Source organism: Streptomyces sp. CB02058 (genome assembly GCF_001905505.1).
Classification (GTDB): domain Bacteria; phylum Actinomycetota; class Actinomycetes; order Streptomycetales; family Streptomycetaceae; genus Streptomyces.
In genome coordinates, this window is record NZ_LIPG01000002.1 from 618,752 (window position 1) to 637,478 (window position 18,727).

Sequence of the window (18,727 nt, forward strand, 5' to 3'; positions counted from 1 at the left end):
TGCGTCACCGTTCCGCCTCCACGGAGGGCCGATCCCGCATACTGATACAGACCGACGCAACAGGCGCCCCTCGGTTAGTGTTGCCGCATCATGCGTTTCGGGCTGCTCCTTCTTAGCTGCCGCGGCGAGGGCCTGTAGTCGTAGGCCGGCTCCCTCCCCGCGGAGTTCGCTGTTGCAGCGACACAGTCGGCCGCCCCTGCTGGACCTCAGAGGAGCCGTACGCCATGACCGCAGTGAACTCTTCCGCGCGCACCGATGCCACCACCCCCGTGGGCGGGCCCACCCCGGTGACCAACGCGACGCAGCTGCAGAAGCCTTCCGGGATGCCGGTCCACAAGTACCGCGGCTACGAGGCCGTGGACATCGCAGACCGCACCTGGCCGGACAACCGCATCACCGTGGCGCCCCGCTGGCTGTCCACCGACCTGCGTGACGGCAACCAGGCCCTGATCGACCCGATGTCGCCGGCCCGCAAGCGCGAGATGTTCGACCTGCTCGTACGCATGGGCTACAAGGAGATCGAGGTCGGCTTCCCGTCCTCCGGTGAGACCGACTTCGCGTTCGTGCGCTCCATCATCGAAGAGGGCGCGATCCCCGAGGACGTGACGATCTCCGTCCTGACGCAGGCCCGCGAAGAGCTGATCGAGCGCACCGTCGAATCGCTGCGCGGCGCCCACCGGGCCACCGTCCACCTGTACAACGCCACCGCCCCCACCTTCCGCCGCGTGGTCTTCCGCGGCTCCAAGGAGGAGGTCAAGCAGATCGCCGTGGACGGCACGCGCCTGGTCATGGAGTACGCGGACAAGATCCTGGGCGACGAGACGATCTTCGGCTACCAGTACAGCCCGGAGATCTTCACCGACACCGAGCTGGACTTCGCCCTGGAGGTCTGCGAGGCGGTCTGCGACGTCTGGCAGCCCGAGGAGGGCCGCGAGATCATCCTGAACCTGCCCGCCACCGTGGAGCGTTCGACGCCCTCCACCCACGCGGACCGCTTCGAGTGGATGTCGCGCAACCTGACCCGCCGCGAGTACGTCTGCCTGTCGGTCCACCCGCACAACGACCGCGGCACGGCCGTCGCCGCCGCCGAGCTGGCCATCATGGCCGGCGCCGACCGCATCGAGGGCTGCCTGTTCGGCCAGGGCGAGCGCACCGGCAACGTCGACCTGGTCACCCTGGGCATGAACCTGTTCTCGCAGGGTGTCGACCCGCAGATCGACTTCTCGCAGATCGACGAGATCCGCCGCACCAGCGAGTACTGCAACCAGATGGAGGTCCACCCGCGCCACCCCTACGCGGGCGACCTGGTCTACACCGCCTTCTCCGGCTCCCACCAGGACGCCATCAAGAAGGGATTCGACGCCATGGAGGCCGACGCGGCCTCCCAGGGCAAGACCGTCGACGACATCGAGTGGGCTGTGCCGTACCTGCCGATCGACCCGAAGGACGTCGGCCGCTCCTACGAGGCCGTCATCCGGGTCAACTCGCAGTCCGGCAAGGGCGGGATCGCCTACGTCCTGAAGAACGACCACAAGCTGGACCTGCCGCGCCGGATGCAGATCGAGTTCTCCCGGATCATTCAGGCCAAGACCGACGCCGAGGGCGGCGAGGTCACCCCGTCCCAGATCTGGTCGACCTTCCGGGACGAGTACCTGCCCAGCCCCGAGAACGCCTGGGGGCGCGTACAGATCCGCTCGGGCCAGACGACGACCGGTTCCGACGGCCAGGACACGATCACCGTCGAGGCGACCGTCGACGGCACGGACACGGTGCTGAGCGGCACGGGCAACGGCCCGATCTCCGCGTTCTTCGAGGCACTGCAGGCCATCGGCATCGACGCCCGTCTGCTGGACTACACCGAGCACACGATGAGCGAGGGCGCGAGCGCCCAGGCGGCCTCCTACATCGAGTGCGCCATCGACGGCAAGGTCCTGTGGGGCATCGGTATCGACGCCAACACCACGCGTGCCTCGCTGAAGGCGGTCGTCTCCGCGGTCAACCGCGCGACCCGCTGACCCCGACCGGCGGCATAGCGGACAAGCTTCCGATACACCGCCGAACTGCCCGGCCCGCGAGCCCCGTTCACCCGTCGAGGGTGGGCGGGGTTCGGCCATATCCCGGTGTTGTGACGTCCGGGATACTGACGTCACATCACGCATGTGGCTAACATCACGTCCAACGCGGCAATGTTGCCGTGGAGTTACGGAGGTGTGCGACGTGCGGACAGCCAAAGGACAACGCGCCACAGGACTGCGTATCTGCGGCATCCGCACCGTCTGGGACACCGTCGGCGACGGCGAGTTCTTCTGCCCGGGCTGCGGGGGCGACCGCAACTACCAGCGCCTCACCGGCCGCCACCGGCTCACGGTCCTCGGCCTGCCGCTCCTGAACCGGGGCAGTGCGGGACCCGTCGTCGAATGCGTCGCGTGCCGGGCGCACTTCGCGACGGACACCCTGGACCGCCCCACCACCACCCGCTTCTCCGCGATGCTGCGGGAGGCCGTGCACACCGTCACGCTCGCCGTGCTCGCCGCGGGCGGCACCACCTCCCGCACGGTCCTGGAGACCGCCGCCGGGATCGTCCGCGACGCCGGACTCGACGACTGCACCCAGGAGCAGCTCTTCACCATCGTCGAGGTGCTCGCCGCCGACACCGGTCCCGGCGGCACGGCGGGACCCGCGGCCGAGGCCTGCGGCGCCGCCCTCGCCATCGAGCTGCACGAGGTACTCAAGCCCCTCGCGCCGCACCTCGCCGTCGCCGGCCGTGAGGGCGTCCTGCTGCGGGGCGCCAGGATCGCGCTCGCGGACGGCCCGTACAGCCAGGCGGAGCGGGAGGTGCTGACCATGGTGGGCGGCGCGCTCCAGCTCTGTCCCGCCGACACCGCGGAACTGCTCGCCGCGGCGGCGCGTACCCCCTCGTAGACCCCGGCGTACTCCCCAGGGAGTAACAGGCGTCCCCGGCCGCCCCCGGCGGTAGCGGCCGGGTCCTTCTCCCGCGCGACGAATCGGCCCTCCCCGGACGGGAGTCTGGACAGGTCCGACACCGTCCAGGAGGGGAGGGCCGCGTCATGCGGGCCGAAACGGAAGTGAGCGGCACACCGCCGCGGCAGGAGCACGGCAGAGGACCGGGGCGGAAGCTGCCGTGGCTGATCGTGGTGTTCTGGGTCGTCCTGATCGCCGTCGCGATGCCCTTCGCTGGCAAGCTCGGCGACGTCCAGCGCGACCGTGCGGTCGACTACCTGCCGGCGGGTGCGGACTCCACCCAGGTCGCGAGGATCCAGGACACCCTGCCCGGCGGGGAGTCGACCGACCTCGTCGTCGTCTACCACCGGGCCGGCGGGCTGACCGTCGAGGACCGGGGCACGGCGGCCGAGCAGATCGCCGCCGTCACACGGGAGTACGGCCTCCCCGCGGTGCCCGGGGGCGTCCCCTCCGACGACGGCACGACCCTGATGTTCCCGGTCTCCTCGACCGCGCCCGGCCAGGACCAGGAGGCCAGGACCGCGTTCGTCACGGACGTACGCGAACGGGCCGAGGGGGGCGGCGGGCTGAGCGTCGAGGTCGGCGGGCCCGGTGCGCTCGCCTCGGACGCCCAGGAGGTCTACACGTCCCTCGACGGGCCGCTGCTCTACACCACGGTGGGGGTCGTCGCGCTCCTGCTGATCCTGATCTACCGGAGTCCGTTCCTCTGGCTGGTCCCCCTGGTCGTCGCGGGCCTCGCCGACGTCCTGTCGATGGCGGTGGCCTACGGGCTGAACCAGGGCTTCGGCACCACCGTCAGCGGCCAGAGCTCCGCCGTCATGACCATCCTGGTCTTCGGCGCGGGCACGGACTACGCCCTGCTGCTCGTCGCCCGCTACCGCGAGGAACTGGGGCGCCTGGAACGGCCCGTGGACGCCATGGCCGCCGCGCTGCGCGGCTGCGGGCCCGCGGTCCTCGCGTCCTCGGGCACCGTCGCCGTGGGCATGCTGTGCCTTCTCGCCGCCGATCTCAACAGCAGCCGGGGCATGGGACCCATCGCGGCGGTCGGCGTGCTGTGCGCCCTGCTCGCGATGACGACCCTGCTCCCCGCCCTGCTCGTGATCCTGGGACGGCGCGTCTTCTGGCCGCTGATGCCCGCGTACGGCGCCGCGCCCCGGCAGCGGCGCTCGGTCTTCTCCGCCATGGGCGGTTCCGCCGGACGCCGCCCCGTGGCCGTGCTCGTCACCGGGGGCGTACTGCTCGGGGCCCTGTCGCTCGGCGTGTTCAGCCTGCCCGGCGACCTGAAGCAGGAGGACTCGTTCACCAGCACGCCCGAGTCCATCAGCGCCATGGGGACGCTCGCCGCCGCCTTCCCCGAGCGGTCCACGCAGCCGGTCACCGTGATCACCCCCACGGAACAGGCCGACCGGACGCTCGCGCGGGCCCGCGCGACCGAGGGTGTCGCCGGAGCCGAACGGGGCCGCAGCGGCGGCGGATGGACCGAGCTCACCGTCACCGCCCAGGCCCCTCCGGAGTCGCCGGGGGAGCGGGCCGTCATCGACGCCCTGCGCGACACGCTCGACGGCAGCCACGTCGGAGGGCCCAGCGCCCAGCAGGCGGACCTGGAGGAGACCAACGCCCGCGACCTGAGGATCGTCGTCCCGCTGGTCGTCCTCGCCGTCCTGCTGATCCTGGTGGCGCTCCTGCGCAGCCTCGTGGCGCCGCTGCTGCTCGTGGTGGCCGTGGTCGCCGTCTGGGGGGCCGCGCTCGGCATCGCGGGCCTCGTGCTGGAGCCGCTCCTCGGCATGGAGGGCACCGACCCGGGACTGCCCCTGCTCTCCTTCGTCTTCCTGGTCGCGCTCGGCGTCGACTACGGCATCTTCCTGATGCACCGGATGCGCGAGGAGTCCCTGGCCGGAGCCGGACCGACGGACGCCGCCCTCACGGCGCTGCGGACGACGGGCGGCGTCATCGCCTCGGCCGGACTCGTGCTCGCGGCCACCTTCGCCGTTCTCGTCAGCATGCCGATGACGGCCCTGGCCGAGATGGGATTCGTGATCGCCGTCGGGGTGCTGCTGGACACGTTCCTGGTCCGCACCTATCTCGTGACCGCGGCGAGCGTGGCCCTGGGGCGCCGGATGTGGTGGCCGGGGCCGCTCGGCCGCGCACCGGCCGAAAATCTCCCCCAGGAGCCGGAACTCGTCACAAGTCGCTGACGGCGACCACCCGGCCGACCGAGGATGGCAGCGTGTCCGCTCCCCGTATCACGCGCCGAGGCGAGCGCGTCCTGGCGGTCGTCAACCGCGACCCCATGGACGCGCCGCACAGGCTGCGCACCGACGCCCTCCTGGCCGTGGGCGCCGGTGCGCTGTCGGCGGTGCTCGCCTTCACGACCGACGACGGGCGGTTCCCCGACACGACCGGGTGGCTCCTGCTGCTCGGCAGCGCCCTGCCGCTGGCCTGGCGGCGCAGCAACCCCGTGGCGGTGCTGCTCGCGATGGTCCTGCTGCTCATGGCGTACCACGGCATGGACAACTCCCACACGGCACCGATGCCGCAGACCTTCCTGGTGCTCTACACCGTGGCGGTGACCGGCCGCCCGCTGCGCACCCTGATCAGCGGCTGCGCCGTGATCGCCGTGATGGTGTCCGTCGTCACCGCCATCGACGCCCATCACGGGCTCGAACTGCTGCGGATCTCCGGCTGGATCGCCGCCGTGCTCTTCTTCGGGGTGGACGTGCGCCTCTACCGCGGCTACGTCGCCTCCGTGGTGGAGCGCGCCGAACGGGCCGAACGCACCCGGGAGGAGGAGGCGCGGCGCAGGGTCGCCGAGGAGCGGCTGCGGATCGCCCGTGACCTGCACGACCTGCTCGCCCACAGCATCACCGTCATCGGGGTGCAGACCTCGGTCGCCTCGCACATCCTGACCGTCGACCCGGACCGGCTGGACCGCGCGGCCGTCGCGCAGGCCCTCGACGACATCGCGGAGACCTGCCGGGAGGCCCGTGCCGAACTGCGGACCACCCTCCAGGTGCTGCGTGACGGCTCCGACGGTGCCGACGGGCCACTGCCCGGCCTCGCCGCGCTCCCGGGCCTCGTGCGGGCCGCGGAGACCGCCGGGGCCCGTGTACGGCTGTCCGTACGCGCTCCGGAGAGCCCGGTGGCGCCGGCGACCGGTGCGGCGGCCTACCGGATCGTGCAGGAGGCGCTGACGAACGCCGTACGGCACGCGGGGCCGGGAGTGCGGATCGACGTGAGCGTGGAGGCGGACCCGGGGCACCCGGCGCTGCGGGTCGTCGTCGCCGACGACGGGGCCCCCTCGGGACCCCGTCCCCCGGAAGCCGCCGCCGGGCCCGGATTCGGCATCGTGGGCATGCGGGAACGTGCCCGCAGCTCCGGCGGCACCCTGGACGCGGCTCCTCTGGCGCGCGGGGGCTTCCAGGTCGCCGCCGTGCTGCCGCTGCCCGGGCTCCCGGACGAGGCAGCCCGGACCGAAGAGGCCGTCCGGACCGAAGGGGCCGTCCGGTGATCCGGGTCCTGCTCGCCGACGACCAGACACTGGTCAGGGCGGCCTTCGCCATGCTCGTCGGGTCCGACCCGGACATGACCGTCGTCGCCGAGGCCGGCACCGGCCTGGAGGCGGTCGAGAAGGCCCGCTCGGCACGGGCCGACCTCGTGGTCATGGACATCCGGATGCCCGAGCTCGACGGCATCGAGGCCACCCGCCGCATCGCCGCCGACGAGGACCTCGCCGGGGTGAAGGTGTTGGTCCTGACGACGTACGACACCGACGACCACGTCGTGGAGGCCCTGCGCGCCGGCGCCTCCGGCTTCCTGGTCAAGGACACGAGGCCCGCCGAACTCCTCGCCGCCATCAGAACGGTGGCGGCGGGCGAGTCGCTGCTCTCGCCCGGTCCGACCGCGCGGCTCATCGCCCGGGTCCTCAGCGCGCCCGGAGCGCCCGCCGTGGGCAGGCCGGGCGGCCCGGAGTGCCTCACGGACCGGGAGCGCCAGGTGCTCACTCTCGTCGCGCGCGGCCTGAACAACACGGAGATCGCCGGGGCACTGGGCCTCAGCCCTCTCACCGCGAAGACCCATGTGAGCCGGATCATGGGCAAGCTGGACGCCCGGGACCGCGCGCAACTGGTGATCATCGCCTACGAGTCCGGGGCGGTCGTGCCCGCGGGGCGCCAGGAGTGAGGACCGCCTCCGGGCGCCGGCCCGGGTGCGCGACAATGGGCGCATGAGCTTGTTCCGGGACGACGGCGTCGTGCTGCGTACGCAGAAGCTGGGCGAGGCCGACCGGATCATCACGATCCTGACCCGCGGCCACGGGCGGGTGCGTGCCGTGGCGCGCGGGGTGCGCCGCACCAAGTCCAAGTTCGGGGCGCGGCTCGAACCCTTCTCCCATGTGGACGTGCAGTTCTTCGCGCGCGGCAGCGAGCTCGTCGGCCGGGGCCTCCCGCTGTGCACCCAGAGCGAGACGATCGCCCCGTACGGCGGCGGGATCGTCTCCGACTACGCCCGCTACACCGCGGGCACCGCGATGCTGGAGACCGCCGAGCGCTTCACCGACCACGAGGGCGAGCCCGCGGTCCAGCAGTACCTCCTGCTCGTCGGCGGGCTGCGGACCCTGGCGCGCGCCGAGCACGCGCCGCATCTCATCCTGGACGCCTTCCTGCTGCGCTCCCTCGCCGTCAACGGCTACGCCCCGAGCTTCGACGACTGCGCCAAGTGCGGAATGCCCGGACCGAACCGGTTCTTCTCCGTCGCGGCGGGCGGCGTCATATGCGGCGACTGCCGGGTGCCCGGCAGCGTCGTACCCTCGGCGGAGGCCGTCGAACTGCTGAGCGCCTTGCTCACCGGTGACTGGGAGACGGCGGACGCGTCCGAGGCGCGTCATGCCAGGGAGGGGAGCGGGCTCGTGTCCGCCTACCTGCACTGGCATCTGGAGCGCGGTCTGCGCTCGCTGCGGTACGTAGAGAAGTGACACAGGGAGACGAGAGAAGCCCATGGCAGTACGCGGGATGCTCGGCGGCCGTAACCGGCGTGAGTACAAGACCCCCGAGCCGCACCCCTCCGGCGCCACCCCGCCGAAGATCCCCGGCGAGCTCGTGCCCAAGCACGTCGCCGTCGTGATGGACGGCAACGGCCGCTGGGCGAAGGAGCGGGGCCTCCCGCGCACCGAGGGCCACAAGGTCGGCGAGGGCGTCGTCATGGACGTCCTCAAGGGCTGCATCGAGATGGGCGTCAAGAACCTCTCGCTGTACGCCTTCTCCACGGAGAACTGGAAGCGTTCGCCGGAGGAAGTGAAGTTCCTGATGAACTTCAACCGGGACGTCATCCGCCGCCGTCGTGACGAGATGGACGAGCTCGGCATCCGGATCCGCTGGGTCGGCCGCATGCCGAAGCTGTGGAAGTCCGTCGTCCAGGAGCTCCAGGTCGCCCAGGAGCAGACCAAGGACAACGACAGGATGACGCTGTACTTCTGCGTCAACTACGGCGGCCGGGCCGAGATCGCCGACGCCGCGCAGCGCATCGCCGAGGACGTCGCGGCGGGGAAGCTCGACCCCTCGAAGGTCAACGAGAAGACGTTCGCGAAGTACATCTACTACCCGGACATGCCGGACGTGGACCTCTTCGTGCGCCCCAGTGGTGAGCAGCGCACGTCCAACTACCTGATCTGGCAGAGCGCGTACGCCGAGATGGTCTTCCAGGACGTCCTGTGGCCGGACTTCGACCGCCGGGACCTCTGGAACGCCTGCCTGGAGTTCGCCCGGCGCGACCGGCGCTTCGGCGGTGCCGAGGAGATCACCAAGGGCTGAGCCCGGGCGGCGGCGGGGGGCCGGTGAGGGCCCCCGCCGTACGTCAGCTCCGCTCGGCCGCGCAGTCGGCGCAGGTGCCGAAGATCTCCACGGTGTGGGCCACGTTCACATAGCCGTGCTGCGAGGCGATGGTCTCGGCCCACTGCTCCACGGCGGGGCCCTCCACCTCGACGGCCTTGCCGCAGACGCGGCACACCAGATGGTGGTGGTGGTCACCGGTCGAGCAGCGCCGGTAGACCGCCTCGCCGTCCGTCGTGCGCAGGACGTCCACCTCGCCGGCGTCGGCGAGGGACTGGAGCGTGCGGTAGACCGTGGTCAGCCCGACGGAGTCGCCCCGGTGCTTGAGCACGTCGTGCAGGTCCTGGGCGCTGCGGAACTCGTCGACCTCGTCGAGGGCCGCCGCGACCGCCGCCCGCTGCCGGGTGGACCGGCCGCGTACCGGTGCCGCGTTCGTGCCACTGATCGGCGCCGTCGCCACAGCTGCCTCCTCGTGTCGCCCGTACGTGTGTCGGGCCATTGTGCCAGCCCTCCCCGGCGGCACGGTCACACCCGTACGTCGTCCGAGGCGGGGCGGGCCGCCGGTACCTCAAGGGTGCACCGGTCGTCCTCGCCCGTGTGCTCCCGGGCGCGCCTGCGTGCCAGCGGCGTGGCGAGCGCCGTCAGCAGCACGAACGCGGCGATGGCGAGCAGCACGATCGTCGCGCCGGGCGGCACGTCCTGGTAGTACGAGGTCACGGTGCCGGCCAGGGTGACGGCCGTACCGATGACGACGGCCAGGACGAACGTCACCTTGAAGGACTTCGAGATCTGCTGGGCGGCGGCGACGGGCACCACCATCAGTGCGCTGACCAGCAGCAGGCCGACGACCCGCATCGCCACGGTGACGGTGACCGCGGCCGTGACGGCGACCAGCAGGTTGAGCACGCGCACCGGCAGCCCGGTGACCCGGGCGAACTCCTCGTCCTGGCTGACGGCGAACAGCTGCCGCCGCAGCCCCACGGTCACCAGCACCACGAAGGCGGCCAGCGCGACGATCGCGACGACGTCCTCCTCGGAGACCGTCGAGAGGGAGCCGAAGAGGTACGAGGTCAGGTTGGCGTTGGAGCCGGTGTCCGAGAGGTTGATCAGCATCACCCCGCCCGCCATGCCGCCGTAGAACAGCATGGCCAGCGCGATGTCGCCCCGGGTGCGTCCGTACCAGCGGATGAGCTCCATCACGACCGAACCGGCGACGGCGACGAGCGTCGCCATCCAGACCGGGTTGGTGGAGAGCAGGAAGCCGAGGCCGACACCGGTCATCGCGACGTGGCCGATGCCGTCGCCCATCAGGGCCTGGCGGCGCTGGACCAGATAGATGCCGATGGCGGGGGCGGTGATGCCGACCAGGACGGCCGCGATCAGGGCCCGCTGCATGAAGGGGGGGTTCAGGAATTCGAGCATGATCAGGTCAGCAGTCCCGTCCGGAGGGGCTCGGTGGCCGCGTGGGGGTGTACGTGGTCGTGGCCGGGCAGCGCGTGCTGTCCGACGGCCTCGGGGGGCGGTCCGTCGTGCATGACGCAGCCGTCGCGCAGGACGATCGCCCGGTCGATCAGGGGCTCCAGGGCGCCGAGCTCGTGCAGGACGAGCAGTACCGTCGCCCCGCCCGCGACCTGCTCGCGCAGTGTCGAGGCGAGGATCTCCTGGCTGGCCAGGTCGACGCCCGCCATGGGCTCGTCCATGATCAGCACCTCGGGCTCGGCGACGAGCGCGCGGGCGATCAGCACCCGCTGGTGCTGGCCGCCGGAGAGGGCGCTCACGGAGTCCTTGGCGCGGTCGGAGAGGCCGACGAGCTCGATGGCCCGGTCCACGGCCGCCCGGTCCGCCCTGCCCGGCAGCCTGAACTTCGTACGCGAGAGCCGCCCGGAGGCGACGACCTCGCGGATCGTGGCGGGGACACCGCCCGCCGCCGTGGTGCGCTGCGGTACGTAACCGACGCGGGCCCACGAGCGGAAGCGGCGAAGCGGCGTGCCGAACAGCTCGACGGTCCCGCCGGTCAGCGGCACCTGGCCGATCACGGAGCGTACGGCGGTGGACTTGCCGGAGCCGTTGGCCCCGAGCAGGGCCACGACCTCGCCGCGGTGGACGGTGAGGTCGACACCGCGCAGCACCGGGCGCGAACCGAGCGTCGCCGTGGCTCCGCGCATGCTGATCACGGCTTCTGGCGTACTGGGCTCGGGCACGATCGCCTCCGGTGCTGCGACGGGTTCGGGTGTTGCTCGGGTCACTTCGCGCCGAGGGCCTTCTGCAGCGCGGTCAGGTTGGACTCCATGACCTCGATGTAGTCAGCGCCCGCGGACTTGCCGGTAATTCCCTCCAGCGGGTCCAGGACGCCGGTCTTCAGGCCGAGGTCCTTCGCCAGGGTCTTGGCGGTCTTGTCGCTGGCGAGCGTCTCGAAGAACACCGTGGTGGCCTTGGACTCCTCGGCGACGTGGTGGATCTCGTCGATCCGGGCGGGGCTGGGCTCGGCCTCGGGGTCGAGGCCGGCGATGCCCTCCTGGGTGAGGCCGTAGCGCTCGGCGAGGTATCCGAAGGCGGAGTGCGTGGTGATGAAGGTCTTCGTCGCCGTGTTCTTCAGCCCGCTCTCGTACGCCTTGTCCAGCTTGTTCAGCTCGGCGACGAGGGTCTCCGTGTTCTTGCGGTAGTCCGCCGCGTTGTCGGGGTCGGCCTTCTCCAGCGACTTCCCGACGCCCTCGGCGACCTCGGCGTACTTCACCGGGTCCAGCCAGATGTGCGGGTCGAGGCCTGCCTCCTCGCCCTCGTGCTCCTCGTGCTCCCCGCCCTCCTCGGCACCGTGGTCGTGGCCGACCTCGGAGCCGTGGCTCTCCAGCGTGGTGAGCGTGGCCGCGTCCACGGTGTTCTCGACTCCGGCCTGCGCGACGGCGTCGTCGACGGCGGGCTGGACGTTCTTGAGGTAGAGGATGTAGTCGGCGTCGCTCAGACCGCCGATCTGCCGGGGGGAGAGCTCCAGGTCGTGCGGTTCCACGCCCGGCTTCGTCAGCGAGGTCACGGAGACGTGGGACCCGCCGATCTCCTCGGCCAGGAACTGCATCGGGTAGAAGGACGCCACCACGTCCAGCTTGCCGTCGCTCCCGCTCTCGGCCGCGTCGGAGGAGGAGCAGGCGGACAGCGCGGTGAGGCCGAGCGCGACTGCTCCGGCGACGGCGGCGGTGGGTATGAGGCGACGTACGTTCATGACAGTCATTTTCAACAAAACTGGAAACGATTGTCAACAAGGCTGATGAGATGCCCGGAACCGAGCCCCATGACCGCGATGCGCCCCACCGATTTGATCCAGAGGGTGCGCCCGCCGGTAATCTGAGGTATTCGCCCGCCCGTCTCCTGATCACCACCCCCCACCGAGGCGCCGCGCGCCGTCCCTGTCCCATTTCGCCGTCGTAATGAAGAGAGCACCGTGGCCGCCGACAAGATCGACACCATCGTCAGCCTGAGCAAGCGCCGTGGCTTCGTCTATCCCTGCAGTGAGATCTACGGCGGCCAGCGGGCCGCCTGGGACTACGGGCCGCTGGGCGTCGAGCTGAAGGAGAACCTCAAGCGCCAGTGGTGGCGTTACATGGTGACCGCGCGCGAGGACGTGGTCGGCATCGACTCGTCGGTCATCCTGGCCCCCGAGGTCTGGGTCGCGTCCGGCCACGTCGCCACGTTCTCCGACCCGCTCACCGAGTGCACCTCCTGTCACAAGCGCTACCGCGCCGACCACCTGGAGGAGGCGTACGAGGAGAAGCACGGCAAGCCGCCCGTGAACGGCCTGGCCGACCTCAACTGCCCCAACTGCGGCAACAAGGGCACCTTCACCGAGCCCAAGGCCTTCTCGGGGCTCCTCTCCACCCACCTCGGCCCGACCCAGGACACCGGCTCGGTCGCCTACCTGCGCCCCGAGACCGCCCAGGGCATCTTCACCAACTTCGGCCAGGTGCTGCAGACCTCGCGCAAGAAGCCGCCGTTCGGCATCGCGCAGATGGGCAAGTCCTTCCGGAACGAGATCACTCCGGGCAACTTCATCTTCCGCACGCGCGAGTTCGAGCAGATGGAGATGGAGTTCTTCGTCAAGCCGGGCGAGGACGAGCAGTGGCAGGAGTACTGGATGGAGCAGCGCTGGAACTGGTACACCGGTCTCGGCCTGCGCGAGGAGAACATGCGGTGGTTCGAGCACCCGCAGGAGAAGCTCTCCCACTACTCCAAGCGCACCGCTGACATCGAGTACCGCTTCCGCTTCGGCGGCAGCGAGTGGGGCGAGCTGGAGGGTGTCGCGAACCGCACGGACTACGACCTCACCGCCCACTCCAAGGCCTCCGGCACGGACCTCGTCTACTTCGACCAGGAGAAGGGCGAGCGCTACACGCCGTACGTCATCGAGCCCGCGGCCGGTGTCGGCCGCTCGATGCTGGCGTTCCTCCTCGACGCCTACAGCGAGGACGAGGCGCCCAACGCCAAGGGCGTCATGGAGAAGCGCGCCGTGATGCGCCTCGACCCGCGCCTGGCGCCGGTCAAGGTCGCCGTCCTGCCGCTGTCCCGCAACGCCCAGCTCTCGCCGAAGGCCAAGGGCCTCGCGGCCGACCTGCGGCAGAACTGGAACATCGAGTTCGACGACGCGGGCGCCATCGGCCGCCGCTACCGCCGCCAGGACGAGATCGGTACGCCGTTCTGCGTCACCGTCGACTTCGACACCCTGGACGACAACGCGGTGACCGTGCGCGAGCGCGACACGATGAAGCAGGAGCGCGTCTCCCTGGACCAGATCCAGAGCTACCTCGGCTCGCGTCTGCTGGGCTGCTGACCGCACCTCCGTTCATGACGAAGCCCCCGGTTCCGGTGCACGGAACCGGGGGCCTCGTGCACACTGGGCCCACTCGTCCACAGGGAGGCCCGGATGCCGTCCATGACCACGAGCAAGGTCAGCAGATGGGACCAGCACGGCCGTGAACACGTCGTCCACGTACGGAAGTCGGGGATGCAGCGGCAGCTGACCTGCGACACCTGCGGCTGGCGCAAGGGGGCGCAGTTCCTGCCCTGGCTGAAGGCCGAGGAGCATCTGACCGAGGCTCACCAGGCCACCGTCGACCCGACGGCCTGAGCCGCGGGCCGGGCGTCCGGCGGTGTGACGGGCCGTCGGGTGGCCCGACCGGGCGGCCGGCGTGCGGCCTTCGGGGCGCCCGGCGGGCGGCCGTGGGGACGGGCCTTCGGGTGGCCGGAAAAACCGGGTGAAGGCGCCGCCTGGCCGGGGTACCTTTCCGGCATGTATTCGTTCTTCCAGATCTACGAGTGAGCGCGCGACGGGCACGATCGCCCGTCGCCCACCGTTTCGATCCCTGAGCTCTCCGATCACCTCGGACCTCGTTACTCACCACGAATGGGAGAACCCCGTGGCCAAGAGCCGCAACAACCTCCTCGGTGTGGGCGGACAGCGCAAGAAGCTGTCCCGCGCCGAACAGCAGGGCGTGGGCCCCGCCGGCATCAACGACCGCAAGGCGGCCGAGGACAAGAAGCAGGAGCTGGTGCGCAAGATGCGTGAGCGCGCCGCCGCCGCCGAGGCCGCGCCGGCGCAGGACGCCCCGGCCGAGAGCTGACCTCCTCGCACCACCCGTCACGACCGTGGGCCCGGACCGTCGACGACGGTCCGGGCCCACGGCCGTGCGCTCACCGCACCGTGCGGGGCAGCCGCAGGCTCAGCAGCACCGTCAGGACGACGGCCGCCAGCTGCACCAGCAGCGTCACGGTCAGGGCGTCCCGCATCCCGCCGCCGGACGCCAGCGAGAGAAACAGCGTCCCGAGCGTGGCGACCCCGAGCGCCAGGGCGGCCTGCTGCGTCGTCGTCATCACGCCGCTGCCCACGCCGGCCCGCTCGGCCGGTACGTCGGAGAGCACGATCCGGATCAGGACGGGCAGCTGCAGCCCCTGCCCCAGCCCCGCGACCGCGACGCCGGGCAGCAGCTCCAGCACTCCGAGATCCGGCCAGCCGCGCCACACGGTCAGCACCAGCACCATGACGCCCAGGCCCTGGATCAGCCCGCCTGCCGTCACGACGCGGCTGCCGAAGCGGCGTACCAGCCGGGGGCCGGCCAGGGACGCCGCGAAGAAGGCGGTGGCCATCGGCGCCAGCGACAGGCCCGCGGCGGCCGGACCCATCTCCAGGCCCTGCTGGAGCGCCACGGCGATCACGAACATGAAGCCGCCGAAGCCGATGGAGAACGGCACCACCAGCGCGAGTCCGTGGCGCAGGGACTCCAGCCGCAGCAGGCTCGGCGGCACCAGCGGGGTCAGCCCCCGCGCGTCGGCCCGCCGCTCCACCCGGTAGAAGGCGACCGCGGCGAACGGGAACACGCCCAGGGACACCCACGTCCACAGCGGCCAGCCCGCCGCCCTGCCCTCCGTCAGCGGGGCCAGCAGCGTCACCAGCGAGAGGGCCAGCAGCAGCGTGCCCGGTACGTCGACGGGGGCGGGCCGGTCCGAGCGGCTCTCCGGCACCGTGCGGGCGGCCAGGATCAGCCCCACCACCACGACCGGGACGTTCACCAGGAACACCGAACGCCACCCCGCGCTCTCGCCGAACACCGAGGACAGCGGGGCGGCGGCGACCAGAACCCCGCCGAGGACCTGCCCGGCGACCATGGACAGCCCGGCCGTCGCCCCGTACAGGCTCATGGCCCGCGCCCTGCGGTGTCCGGCCGTGGCCGCCTGGATGGTGGCGAGCACCTGCGGCAGCATCAGCGCGGCGGCGGCGCCCTGCGCCACCCTGGCCCCCACCAGGGTCCAGGCGTCCGGAGCCAGTCCGCAGGCGAGGGAGGTGAGGCCGAACCCGGCCATCCCGATGAGGAAGAGCCTGCGCCGTCCGGCCATGTCGCCCAGGCGCCCGCCGAGCACGAGCAGCACGGCGTAGGCGAGTCCGTAGCCCGCCACGACCAGCTCCAGGAGGGCGGGGCCCGCGGCCAGGTCGTGGTCGATGGTGGGAAGGGCGACGTTGACGATGAAGAAGTCGATGAGGGGCAGTGCCGCGCCGAGCAGCACGGTGAAGAGACCGAGCCCGCCGAGCACGGGTGCCGGGTGGTCGTACCGCGCCACCGGGGTGCCGGTGGCGGGTGCGTTCGTCAGTACAGAGGAATCACTCACGCCACCGAGACTGGACCGGTACGCAGACTGGTACCAGAGTCTTCTTGTCCTGGTACCGGAAGCACCTGGCAATGCGCTGGGGAGTCCGGCACGCTGGACGCATGACGACTGTGGCCCCCCGCGCGACCGAGACCGAGACCGAGGCCGCGACCGCCGTCAGGCGGCACGAGCTCGCGGACTTCCTGCGCAGCCGCCGCGAGCGGATCACTCCCGAGCAGGTCGGGCTGCCCCGCGGCCGGCGCAGGCGCACCCCCGGGCTGCGCCGCGAGGAGGTGGCGCAGCTCTCGGCCGTCGGCGTCACCTGGTACACCTGGCTGGAGCAGGCGCGCGACATCCATGTCTCGCCCCAGGTCCTCGACTCGCTGGCCCGTGCCCTGCTGCTCGACCGCAGCGAACGCACCCACCTCTTCGCCCTCGCCGGTGCCGTCGACCCGGCCCCGGGCTCGGACTGCACGGGCATCACCCCGGCCATGCACGAGATGCTCACGCGGCTGGAGCCCTTCCCGGCCTGCGTCCAGAACAGCCGGTACGACATCCTCGCCTACAACCGCACCTACGGCCGGCTGCTGTGCGACCTGGACGACGTGGCCCCCGAGGACCGCAACTGCATGCTGCTCGCCTACACGAACGAGGACTGGCGCTCCGCCGTCGTCGACCTGCCCGGCGCGCGACGGCTGATGGCCGCCAAGTTCCGCGCGGCGATGGCGGAGCATCTGGCCGAGCCCGCCTGGAAGGCACTGCTGGCACGGCTGATGGAGGCCTCGCCCGAATTCGGCGAGGTCTGGGCGCGGCACGAGGTCGTCGGCCCGTCGAACCGGACCAAGATCTTCCGCAACTCCCGGGTGGGACTCCTCCGGCTCGACCACACCGATCTGTGGCTGGGCCCCTCGGTGGGCCCGCGCCTGGTGACGTACGTCCCCTCGGACGAGGAGGCCGGGCAGGGGCTGGAGAGGCTGCTGCAATCGGCGCTCGCCGAGGAGGAGCCCTCCTGGGCCTGAGGCGGGACCGAGGCCGGTTTGAGGCGTGCCTGGGGCGGCTCCGGGCCGCGGCTATGGCCGGGCTGAGGCGGCCCTCGGGCGGTCCTGCGGCGGACCTCCGGCGGGCGGATCCGTGCCGCGCCCGGCGTGCGGGACAATGGGTGCCATGACCACGCTCGCCCCCGCCCTCCCGCTGCTCCGGATCGGCCCGCACACCGTGCAGCCGCCGGTGGTGCTGGCCCCCATGGCCGGGATCACCAACGCCCCCTTCCGCACCCTGTGCCGTGAGTTCTCCGGCGGCAAGGGGCTGTTCGTCAGCGAGATGATCACCACGCGGGCGCTGGTCGAGCGCAACGAGAAGACCATGCAGCTCATCCACTTCGACGCGAGCGAGACCCCGCGCTCCATCCAGCTGTACGGAGTGGACCCGGTCACCGTCGGCAAGGCGGTCCGGATGATCGTCGACGAGAACCTCGCCGACCACATCGACCTGAACTTCGGCTGCCCGGTCCCCAAGGTCACCCGCAAGGGGGGCGGCTCCGCGCTCCCGTACAAGCGGCCCCTGCTCCGCGCGATCCTCCGTGAGGCCGTGGCACAGGCGGGCGAGCTCCCCGTCACCATCAAGATGCGCAAGGGTATCGACGACGACCACATGACCTACCTCGACGCCGGCCGCATCGCCGTCGAGGAGGGCATCACGGCCGTCGCCCTGCACGGCAGGACCACCGCCCAGCACTACGGCGGCACCGCCGACTGGGACGCCATCGCGCGCCTCAAGGAGCACGTGCCGGAGATCCCCGTCCTCGGCAACGGCGACATCTGGTGCGCCGACGACGCCCTGCGGATGATGCGCGAGACCGGCTGCGACGGCGTGGTCGTGGGCCGCGGCTGCCTCGGCCGCCCCTGGCTCTTCGGCGACCTGGTCAGCGCCTTCGAGGGCACGGGGACGAGGCAGGCGCCCACCCTGCGCCAGGTCGCGGACGTCATGCTGCGCCACGCGACGCTGCTGGGGGAGTGGATCGGTGACGAGAGCCGGGGCGTGATCGACTTCCGCAAGCACGTCGCCTGGTACCTCAAGGGCTTCGCGGTCGGCTCGGACATGCGCAGGCGGCTCGCGGTCACCTCGTCCCTGGAGGAGCTCGGCGGACAGCTCCAGGAGCTCGACCTCGACCAGCCCTGGCCGGACGGGGCGGACGGCCCCCGGGGGCGTACCTCCGGCAACAACCGGGTCGCGCTGCCGGACGGCTGGCTCAAGGACCCGTACGACTGCGCGGGCGTCGGAGCCGACGCCGAGCTGGACACCTCGGGCGGCTGAGCGCCCCCAGGACCGGGGGCACCGAGTGCCCCGAACAGAAGCCCGCTCACATGAGCGGGCTTCTGTCGTATGTCACGGCCTGTTCCCCCGTGAATGGCCGAAGCGCGTGCCTGTCCGCTCCCCTTGAGTGGGCGCATCTCCGTCCTTGTCTACGAGCCGTGAGGGTCATGTGACCCGCTGTGGTCCACGAGGCGTCCGGATGGTGACATCTGAGCGGACGGCAGGGCGTGATTCTCGCCACCCCTGAGGGACTTCTGGCTCAGATGAGCGCTCTTTTGCTTGCTGTACTTCTCAAATGGTGGCACTGGGTGCCAGTCCGCTTTACTTTGATCGATCAAACCATCCGTCACCATGCGTGGCTGAATCGGGGAGATGGTCGGACTCTTCGTAATCATCTCTTCAAGAGATGAACGATTGTCACCGCCGAGGGGCACGAGGGCATCACTTTCGATCTGCTGGCGGACGGGTGGTTGAGACCTCATGAC

At 71.3% G+C, this 18,727-nt stretch carries 17 protein-coding genes; 12 read left to right on the top strand and 5 right to left on the bottom strand.

What is annotated here, in order from left to right:
• Positions 1 to 224: 224 nt before the first annotated feature.
• From leuA to AMK10_RS09920, 7 genes are all read left to right on the top strand, one after another.
• Positions 225 to 2,015, top strand: coding sequence for a 2-isopropylmalate synthase (leuA, locus tag AMK10_RS09890; protein ID WP_073747047.1), 1,791 nt, complete (start codon positions 225 to 227; stop codon positions 2,013 to 2,015).
• A 202-nt stretch (positions 2,016 to 2,217) separates the two neighbouring features.
• A complete protein-coding gene (locus AMK10_RS09895) occupies positions 2,218 to 2,922 on the top strand; it encodes a TerB family tellurite resistance protein (RefSeq protein ID WP_073748012.1) in 705 nt (234 codons plus the stop codon).
• Between the two features lie 263 nt (positions 2,923 to 3,185).
• Entirely contained in the window at positions 3,186 to 5,177 is a 1,992-nt protein-coding gene (locus AMK10_RS09900; protein ID WP_241839531.1) for an MMPL family transporter, read from the top strand.
• Between the two features lie 95 nt (positions 5,178 to 5,272).
• Entirely contained in the window at positions 5,273 to 6,490 is a 1,218-nt protein-coding gene (locus AMK10_RS09905) for a sensor histidine kinase (protein WP_073748013.1), read from the top strand.
• The gene (locus AMK10_RS09910) at positions 6,487 to 7,161 is read left to right on the top strand and encodes a response regulator transcription factor (protein WP_073747051.1); all 675 of its coding nucleotides are present in this window, start codon (positions 6,487 to 6,489) and stop codon (positions 7,159 to 7,161) included. The genes AMK10_RS09905 and AMK10_RS09910 overlap by 4 nt, the downstream gene beginning before the upstream one ends.
• A 43-nt stretch (positions 7,162 to 7,204) precedes the next feature.
• The gene (recO, locus tag AMK10_RS09915; RefSeq protein WP_073748014.1) at positions 7,205 to 7,951 is read left to right on the top strand and encodes a DNA repair protein RecO; all 747 of its coding nucleotides are present in this window, start codon (positions 7,205 to 7,207) and stop codon (positions 7,949 to 7,951) included.
• Positions 7,952 to 7,973: 22 nt separating this feature from the next.
• Complete coding sequence (locus tag AMK10_RS09920) at positions 7,974 to 8,786, top strand: isoprenyl transferase (protein WP_073747053.1); 813 nt, start codon at positions 7,974 to 7,976, stop codon at positions 8,784 to 8,786.
• Positions 8,787 to 8,829: 43 nt separating this feature from the next.
• Here AMK10_RS09920 and AMK10_RS09925 read toward each other — a convergent pair whose 3' ends face one another.
• The 4 genes from AMK10_RS09925 to AMK10_RS09940 all read right to left on the bottom strand — a co-directional run bounded on the left by AMK10_RS09925 (position 8,830) and on the right by AMK10_RS09940 (position 12,018).
• Entirely contained in the window at positions 8,830 to 9,264 is a 435-nt protein-coding gene (locus AMK10_RS09925) for a Fur family transcriptional regulator (RefSeq protein WP_073747055.1), read from the bottom strand.
• A gap of 65 nt (positions 9,265 to 9,329) precedes the next feature.
• Positions 9,330 to 10,229 carry a metal ABC transporter permease gene (locus tag AMK10_RS09930; RefSeq protein ID WP_198959692.1) on the bottom strand — a complete coding sequence of 300 codons (900 nt, stop codon included), beginning with the start codon at positions 10,227 to 10,229 and terminating at the stop codon, positions 9,330 to 9,332.
• A complete protein-coding gene (locus AMK10_RS09935; RefSeq protein WP_073747059.1) occupies positions 10,229 to 11,005 on the bottom strand; it encodes a metal ABC transporter ATP-binding protein in 777 nt (258 codons plus the stop codon). Before AMK10_RS09935 ends, AMK10_RS09930 begins: the two co-directional genes overlap by 1 nt.
• Positions 11,006 to 11,046: 41 nt before the next feature.
• Positions 11,047 to 12,018, bottom strand: a complete 972-nt coding sequence (locus tag AMK10_RS09940; RefSeq protein WP_073747061.1) for a metal ABC transporter substrate-binding protein — start codon at positions 12,016 to 12,018, stop codon at positions 11,047 to 11,049.
• Positions 12,019 to 12,237: 219 nt separating this feature from the next.
• On the opposite strand from AMK10_RS09940, the gene AMK10_RS09945 reads away from it, so the two are divergent.
• From AMK10_RS09945 to AMK10_RS09955, 3 genes are all read left to right on the top strand, one after another.
• On the top strand, positions 12,238 to 13,620 hold the full coding sequence (locus tag AMK10_RS09945; RefSeq protein ID WP_073747063.1) for a glycine--tRNA ligase: 1,383 nt from the start codon (positions 12,238 to 12,240) through the stop codon (positions 13,618 to 13,620).
• A 93-nt stretch (positions 13,621 to 13,713) separates the two neighbouring features.
• Entirely contained in the window at positions 13,714 to 13,917 is a 204-nt protein-coding gene (locus tag AMK10_RS09950; protein ID WP_073747065.1) for a hypothetical protein, read from the top strand.
• 289 nt (positions 13,918 to 14,206) lie between these two features.
• Positions 14,207 to 14,410, top strand: a complete 204-nt coding sequence (locus AMK10_RS09955) for a DUF6243 family protein (RefSeq protein WP_073747067.1) — start codon at positions 14,207 to 14,209, stop codon at positions 14,408 to 14,410.
• Between the two features lie 70 nt (positions 14,411 to 14,480).
• On the opposite strand, the gene AMK10_RS09960 is transcribed toward AMK10_RS09955, so the two are convergent.
• On the bottom strand, positions 14,481 to 15,950 hold the full coding sequence (locus tag AMK10_RS09960) for an MFS transporter (protein WP_382566128.1): 1,470 nt from the start codon (positions 15,948 to 15,950) through the stop codon (positions 14,481 to 14,483).
• 101 nt (positions 15,951 to 16,051) lie between these two features.
• Between AMK10_RS09960 and AMK10_RS09965 the strand changes: the two genes are divergently transcribed.
• The gene (locus tag AMK10_RS09965) at positions 16,052 to 16,948 is read left to right on the top strand and encodes a helix-turn-helix transcriptional regulator (protein ID WP_073747070.1); all 897 of its coding nucleotides are present in this window, start codon (positions 16,052 to 16,054) and stop codon (positions 16,946 to 16,948) included.
• 145 nt (positions 16,949 to 17,093) lie between these two features.
• The gene (gene dusB / locus AMK10_RS09970) at positions 17,094 to 18,242 is read left to right on the top strand and encodes a tRNA dihydrouridine synthase DusB (protein ID WP_073747072.1); all 1,149 of its coding nucleotides are present in this window, start codon (positions 17,094 to 17,096) and stop codon (positions 18,240 to 18,242) included.
• The last annotated feature ends 485 nt before the right edge of the window (positions 18,243 to 18,727 follow it).

Excerpts from the sequence above, each read along its gene's own strand:
- leuA (WP_073747047.1), top strand. The coding sequence starts at position 225 with ATGACCGCAGTGAACTCTTCCGCGCGCACCGATGCCACCACCCCCGTG.
- AMK10_RS09900 (WP_241839531.1), top strand. The coding sequence starts at position 3,186 with ATGCCCTTCGCTGGCAAGCTCGGCGACGTCCAGCGCGACCGTGCGGTC.
- AMK10_RS09905 (WP_073748013.1), top strand. The coding sequence starts at position 5,273 with ATGGACGCGCCGCACAGGCTGCGCACCGACGCCCTCCTGGCCGTGGGC.
- recO (WP_073748014.1), top strand. The coding sequence starts at position 7,205 with ATGAGCTTGTTCCGGGACGACGGCGTCGTGCTGCGTACGCAGAAGCTG.
- AMK10_RS09920 (WP_073747053.1), top strand. The coding sequence starts at position 7,974 with ATGGCAGTACGCGGGATGCTCGGCGGCCGTAACCGGCGTGAGTACAAG.
- AMK10_RS09940 (WP_073747061.1), bottom strand. The coding sequence starts at position 12,018 with ATGAACGTACGTCGCCTCATACCCACCGCCGCCGTCGCCGGAGCAGTC.
- AMK10_RS09950 (WP_073747065.1), top strand. The coding sequence starts at position 13,714 with ATGCCGTCCATGACCACGAGCAAGGTCAGCAGATGGGACCAGCACGGC.
- AMK10_RS09965 (WP_073747070.1), top strand. The coding sequence starts at position 16,052 with ATGACGACTGTGGCCCCCCGCGCGACCGAGACCGAGACCGAGGCCGCG.
- dusB (WP_073747072.1), top strand. The coding sequence starts at position 17,094 with ATGACCACGCTCGCCCCCGCCCTCCCGCTGCTCCGGATCGGCCCGCAC.